The sequence below is a fragment of the Sphingomonas chlorellae genome (assembly GCF_056485145.1).
In genome coordinates, this window is record NZ_JBQXXM010000001.1 from 1418533 (window position 1) to 1424634 (window position 6102).

At 70.7% G+C, this 6102-nt stretch carries 3 protein-coding genes; 1 reads left to right on the forward strand and 2 read right to left on the reverse strand.

Annotated features, from left to right (window positions below; translation table 11 throughout):
- Positions 1-4 precede the first annotated feature (4 nt).
- Entirely contained in the window at positions 5-3463 is a 3459-nt protein-coding gene (mfd, locus tag ACT3CF_RS06605; protein WP_478421281.1) for a transcription-repair coupling factor, read from the reverse strand.
- A 64-nt stretch (positions 3464-3527) separates the two neighbouring features.
- Positions 3528-3794, reverse strand: coding sequence for an FAD assembly factor SdhE (locus tag ACT3CF_RS06610; protein ID WP_478421282.1), 267 nt, complete (start codon positions 3792-3794; stop codon positions 3528-3530).
- 76 nt (positions 3795-3870) lie between these two features.
- Between ACT3CF_RS06610 and recG the strand changes: the two genes are divergently transcribed.
- Positions 3871-5934 carry an ATP-dependent DNA helicase RecG gene (gene recG, locus ACT3CF_RS06615; protein ID WP_478421284.1) on the forward strand — a complete coding sequence of 688 codons (2064 nt, stop codon included), beginning with the start codon at positions 3871-3873 and terminating at the stop codon, positions 5932-5934.
- Positions 5935-6102 lie beyond the last annotated feature (168 nt).

Genomic DNA, 6102 nt, shown 5'->3' on the forward strand with positions numbered 1-6102 from the left:
CGGTTCAGCCCGCCGCCTTGGCCAGCCCGCGCGAAAGCTGCAGCGCGCCGTGCAGCCGCGCGCGCGGTCCGGACCAGGCGCGGTTGATCACCAGCTTCATGTCGGGGCGCAGCCGGGCGGTCTCGCCCAGCCGCTCGACATAGGCGATCAGCGCGTCGACCCTGGGGAAACGGTCCTCGTGGAAGCTCACCAGCGCGCCCTTCGGCCCCACGTCGATCTTGGCGACGCACGCGCGCTTGGCGTTCATCTTGGTCTCGATCAGCTGCAACAGGTTCTCGGTCGGCTCGGGCAGCTTGCCGAAACGGTCGATCAGCTCGGCGGCAAAGGCTTCCAGCCCCGCCTTGTCCTCGACCTCGTTCAGGCGGCGATACAGCCCCATGCGCAGGTCCAGGTCGGGGACATAGTCCTCGGGGATCAGGATCGGCGCGTCGACGGTGATCTGCGGCGACAGGTCGCGCGGCCGGTCGTCGTCGCGCAGCCCGCCCGCCTTGGCGTCGAGGATCGCCTCCTCGAGCATCGACTGATAGAGTTCGTAGCCGACTTCCTTGATGTGCCCCGACTGTTCGTCGCCCAGCAGGTTGCCCGCGCCGCGGATGTCGAGGTCGTGGCTCGCGAGCTGGAATCCCGCCCCCAGCGATTCGAGGTCGGACAGCACCTTCAGCCGCTTTTCCGCCGCGTCGGTCATCATCCGCTCGGCGGGTGTGGTCAGATAGGCATAGGCGCGCGTCTTCGCCCGCCCGACGCGCCCGCGAAGCTGATAGAGCTGGGCCAGCCCGAACTTGTCAGCGCGGTTGACGATCAGCGTGTTGGCGCTCGGGATGTCGAGCCCGCTCTCGACGATCGTCGTCGACACCAGCACCTCGAACTTCTTGTCGTAAAAGGCCGACATGCGTTCCTCGACCTCGGTCGGGGTCATCTGGCCGTGCGCGACGACGTACCGCACCTCGGGCACCTGCTCGCGCAGGAATTCCTCGATCTCGGGCAGGTCGGAAATGCGCGGCGTGACGAAATAGGCCTGGCCGCCGCGATAATGCTCGCGCAGCAGCGCCTCGCGCACCACCACCGGGTCCCACGGCATCACATAGGTGCGCACCGCCAGCCGGTCGACCGGCGGCGTCTGGATCACCGACAGCTCGCGCAGCCCCGACATCGCCATCTGCAGCGTGCGCGGGATCGGCGTCGCGGTCAGCGTCAGCATGTGGACATCGGCCTTCAGGTTCTTCAGCCGCTCCTTGTGCGTCACGCCGAACCGCTGTTCCTCGTCGACGATGACGAGCCCCAGCCGCTTGAAGTCGATCGTCTTGGCGAGCACCGCGTGCGTGCCCACCACCACGTCGATCGTTCCCGCCGCAAGCCCTTCCTTGGTCGCCTTGGCCTCGGCGGCGGGGACCAGCCGCGACAGCCGCCCGACCTCGATCGGAAAGCCCTGGAAGCGTTCCGAAAAGTTGCGATGGTGCTGGCGGGCGAGCAGCGTCGTCGGGCACACCACCGCCACCTGCATCCCCGCCATCGCCGCGACGAATGCCGCGCGCAGCGCCACCTCGGTCTTGCCGAAACCGACATCGCCGACGATCAGCCGGTCCATCGGGCGTCCTGCGGCCAGGTCCTCCAGCACGTCGCCGATCGCGCGGTCCTGGTCGTCGGTCTCCTCATAGGGGAAACGGTCGACGAACGCCGGATAGCCGCCGGCATCGGGCTCGGCGATCTCGGCCGGGCGTGTCGCGCGCTTGGCCGCGGTGGCGATCAGCTCGCCCGCGATCTCGCGGATGCGCTCCTTCATCCGCGCCTTGCGCCGCTGCCACGCCTCGCCGCCCAGCTTGTCGAGCGTCGCGCCTTCCTCGCTCGACCCGTATCGGGTCAGCACTTCCAGATTCTCGACCGGGACGTACAGCTTGTCGCCGCCGGCATATTCCAGCGCGACGCAGTCGTGCGGCGCCTTCTGCACCGGGATCTGCGTCAGCCCCTCGTAGCGCCCGATGCCGTGCTCGACATGCACCACCAGGTCGCCGGGGGAGAGCGTCGCCAGTTCCTGCAGGAACGCATCGGTATTCTTGCGCCGCTTCGACCGGCGCACCAGCCGGTCGCCCAGCATGTCCTGCTCGGTCAACAGCGCGACGTCGGGCGTGGTAAAGCCATGGTCGAGCGGCAGCACGATCAGCGCGATTCCGCTGCCCGCGATTCCCAGCGCCTCCTGCCAGCTCTCGGCGGGCCGCGCGCCCTTCAGCCCATGGTCGGCGAGCAGCCCCGCCAGCCGCTCGCGCGCGCCCTTGGAATAGCTGGCGAGCACGGGCTTGCGCTTGTCGCGCCGCACCTTGGCGAGGTGCGCGACCACCGCCTCGTACACATTGCTGCCCGCCGCGCGCTCGGGGGCGAAGTCGCGCGGGCCGTCGACCTGGAAGTCGAGCACCGTCGCGCTTTCGGGTTCGTGGAACGGCGTCGCGATGTGCACCGGCGCGGCGGCCACGCGCGCCTGCCATTCGTCGGGCGTCAGATAGAGCGCGGCGGCGTCGAGCGGGCGATAGCTGCCCGGCGCGCTCGACTCGGCGCGCACGCGGTTCTGCTGGTAATCGGCGATCGCCTCGAACCGTTGCTGTCCCGCGCCCTGCGTCGCGGCGTCGCGCACGATCACGTGCCCCGCGGGCAGATGCTCGAACAGCGTCTCCAGCCGTTCCTCGAACAGCGGCAGCCAATGCTCCATCCCCGCCAGCCGCCGCCCGTCGCTGATCGCCTGGTACAGCGGGTCGCCGGTCGCGGTCGCGCCGAACTTCTCGCGATAGCGCGTGCGGAACCGCTTGATCGATTCCTCGTCGAGCAGCGCTTCCGACGCGGGCAGCAGCGTGAAGCCGTCGATCCGCCCCGTGGTGCGCTGGTCCTCGGGCGAAAAGGTCCGCACGCTCTCGATCTCGTCGCCGAAAAAGTCGAGCCGCAGCGCCTGCTCGGCACCGCTCGGGAACAGGTCGACCAGCCCGCCGCGCACCGCGAACTCGCCCGCGTCGTTCACCGTGTCGACGCGGACATAGCCGTTGGCCTGCAACAGGTGCGACAGCCGGTCGAGCGAGATGCGCTCGCCGGGGGCCAGCCGCGCGACGAGCTGGCGCACGCGGAACGGCGTCAGCGTGCGCTGCGTCGCGGCGTTCACCGTGGTCAGGATCAGCCGCGGCACGTCGCGCTTGGCCTGGAGCGCGTGGAGCGTCGCCAGCCGCTCGGCCATCACGCGCAGCGTCGGGCTCGCGCGGTCATAGGGAAGGCAGTCCCACGCCGGATAGGCCAGCACCTCGATCTCGGGGGCAAAGAACGGCGCCGTCGCCGCGATCGCCCGCATCGCCGCTTCGTCGGGCGCGATGAACACCGCCACCCCGCTCGCGCGCGTCAGGTCCGCCAGCATCCACGGCAGGAACCCCGTCGGCGTGCCCGCCAGCGTCAGCGGGGCAGCGGCGGATCGGATCTTCTGAAGGTCGGGCATCAAGGTCTCGCGTCGGGGATGCGGGCGGGCTGGCGGGGCGGGGCGGGGTGGCGCCGCGGCCGGTTCAGCGCGCGATCGGCACGTAGTTCAGCGTCTTCAGCGCCTCGGTCACGGTGCCGGCATAGCGTTCGGGGACGGGCTGCGTTCCCGTCGCCCATGCCATGATGTCGACATCCTGTTCCTCGAGCAGCGCCTCGAACAGCGCGATCTCGCCATCGTCCCATCCGGCGCCGTGCCGGTCGAAAAAACCGCCGATCAGCAGGTCGGCTTCCTTGGTCCCGCGGTGCCAGGCACGAAAGCGGAGGCGCTTGAGACGGTGTTCGCGGTCCATCGGTTTCCTCAACGGGCAATGGCCGACGGCGCTGGAAAGCGCGGCCGGCTGGTCTATAGGTGCCCGGCAAATAGTCATGCGACCCGACATTCTCAATCCACTGTTCGCGGAAGTGTCCGCGCTGAAGGGCATCGGTGCCGCGCTGTCGCGGCCGCTCGAGCGGCTGGGACTCGCGCGCGTCGTCGATGTCGCGTTCCACCTGCCGACGGGCTTTGTCGACCGGGTCGAACGCGATGCGCTCGATTCGGCCGATGTCGGCCGCGTGATCGCGATCGAGCTTACCCCGGTCGCCTATCGCTTCGGCGGCGGCGCGCGCTCGCCGGCGCGCGTCCAGGCGCAGGACCGGCACGGCAACGTCGTCAGCCTCGTCTTTTTCGGCGGCAGTTCGGGCTGGGCCAGGAAGCTGCTCCCGCTCGACGAGCCGCGCTGGGTCTCGGGCAAGCTCGAAGCCTATGGCGACCAGCTTCAGATCGTCCATCCCGACCATGTCGTCCCGCTCGACCAGGCGGCCGAGGTGGCCGGGCGCGAGGCGATCTATCCCTGTTCGGAAGGGATCACGTCGCGCCGGATCGCGGGGCTGGCGGCCCAGGCGATCGCGCGCGCGCCCGAATTGCCCGAATGGATCGAACCCAGCCTCAAGGCGCAGCATGGCTGGCCCGACTGGCGCGACGCGCTGGCGCGGATCCATGCCGATCCCGCCGATGCGCTCGCGCGCGAACGGCTCGCCTATGACGAGATCTTCGCGACGCAGCTCGCGCTGATGCTCGTGCGCGGCGAGGCGCGGGCCAAGCGCGGGCGGCCGCTCAGCGGCGACGGGCGGCTGCGCGCCGCGCTCCGGCTTCCCTATCGTCCCACCGGCGCCCAGGCGCGCACCATCCGCGAGATCGAAGGCGATATGGCGCAGGCCCAGCCGATGCTGCGGCTGCTTCAGGGCGATGTCGGCGCGGGCAAGACGCTCGTCGCGACGATGGCGCTGCTGATCGCGGCCGAGGCCGGGGCACAGGGGGCGATGCTCGCGCCGACCGAAATCCTTGCGCGCCAGCATTTCGAAACGCTCAACCGGCTCCTGTCGGGGCTCGGCGTGCGCGTCGCGATCCTCACCGGCCGAGACAAGGGCCGCGCCCGCGAGGCGACGCTGATGGGGCTCGCCGCGGGCGAGATCGACATCCTCGTCGGCACGCACGCGATCTTTCAGCAGGGGGTGCAGTATCGCGACCTCGGCCTCGTCGTCGTCGACGAGCAGCATCGCTTCGGCGTCGCCGAACGGCTGATGCTCCAGGCCAAGGCGCAGGTGCCGCCGCACCTGCTCGTGATGACCGCGACGCCGATCCCGCGCACGCTCCAGCTCGCGACGCACGGCGAGATGGACGTCAGCCGCCTCGACGAGATGCCGCCGGGGCGCGAGCCGATCGAGACGAGCGTGATTTCCGAGGATCGTCTGGCCGAGGTGGTCGAGGGGCTCGGCCGCCACCTTGCCGCGGGCAAGCAGGCCTATTGGGTCTGTCCGCTCGTCGAGGAGAGCGAGAAGATCGACCTCGCCGCCGCCGAGGAACGCGCCGCGCAGCTTCAGGCGCGCTTCGGCGATCGCGTGGGCCTCATCCATGGGCGGATGAAGGGGCCGGAAAAGGACGCGGTGATGGCGCGCTTCGCGGGCGGCGCGCTGTCGGTGCTCGTCGCGACGACGGTGATCGAGGTCGGGGTCGATGTGCCCAACGCGACGCTGATCGTGATCGAACATGCCGACCGCTTCGGGCTGGCGCAGCTCCACCAGTTGCGCGGGCGCGTCGGGCGCGGCGGCGGGCGTTCGGTGTGCCTGTTGCTGCGCGGCGCCGCGCTCAGCGAGACCGCGCGCGCGCGGCTGGCGCTGATGCGCGAGACCAATGACGGCTTCCGCATCGCCGAGGAGGATCTGCGGCTGCGCGGCGCGGGCGAGCTGCTCGGCACGCGCCAGTCGGGCGAGATGCAGTTCCGCCTCGCGACGCCGGAGATGCTGCCGCGGCTGATCGCCTCGGCCAATGACGATGCCCGGCTGCTCGTCGACCGCGACGGCGGCCTCCAGGCCCCGCGCGGCCAGGCCGCCCGCATCGCGCTCTACCTCTTCGAACGCGACGCCGCCGTCACGCTCCTCCGCTCCGGCTGACCAACCCAATCCTCCCCGGCCCCGCCGGGGAGGGGGACCGCCTCCCACAAGGCCGGTGGTGGAGGGGCCGCCGCGCGAGCGGCGGAACACCCCCCGCCAAGCCCCATCCCAATCCTCCCCGGCCCCGCCGGGGAGGGGGACCGCCGGCCGCAGGCCGGTGGTGGAGGG

What these genes read in the sequence shown, in the direction of transcription:
- mfd (WP_478421281.1), bottom strand. Translation starts at nt 3,463, where the DNA reads ATGCCCGACCTTCAGAAGATCCGATCCGCCGCTGCCCCGCTGACGCTG.
- ACT3CF_RS06610 (WP_478421282.1), bottom strand. Translation starts at nt 3,794, where the DNA reads ATGGACCGCGAACACCGTCTCAAGCGCCTCCGCTTTCGTGCCTGGCAC.
- recG (WP_478421284.1), top strand. Translation starts at nt 3,871, where the DNA reads ATGCGACCCGACATTCTCAATCCACTGTTCGCGGAAGTGTCCGCGCTG.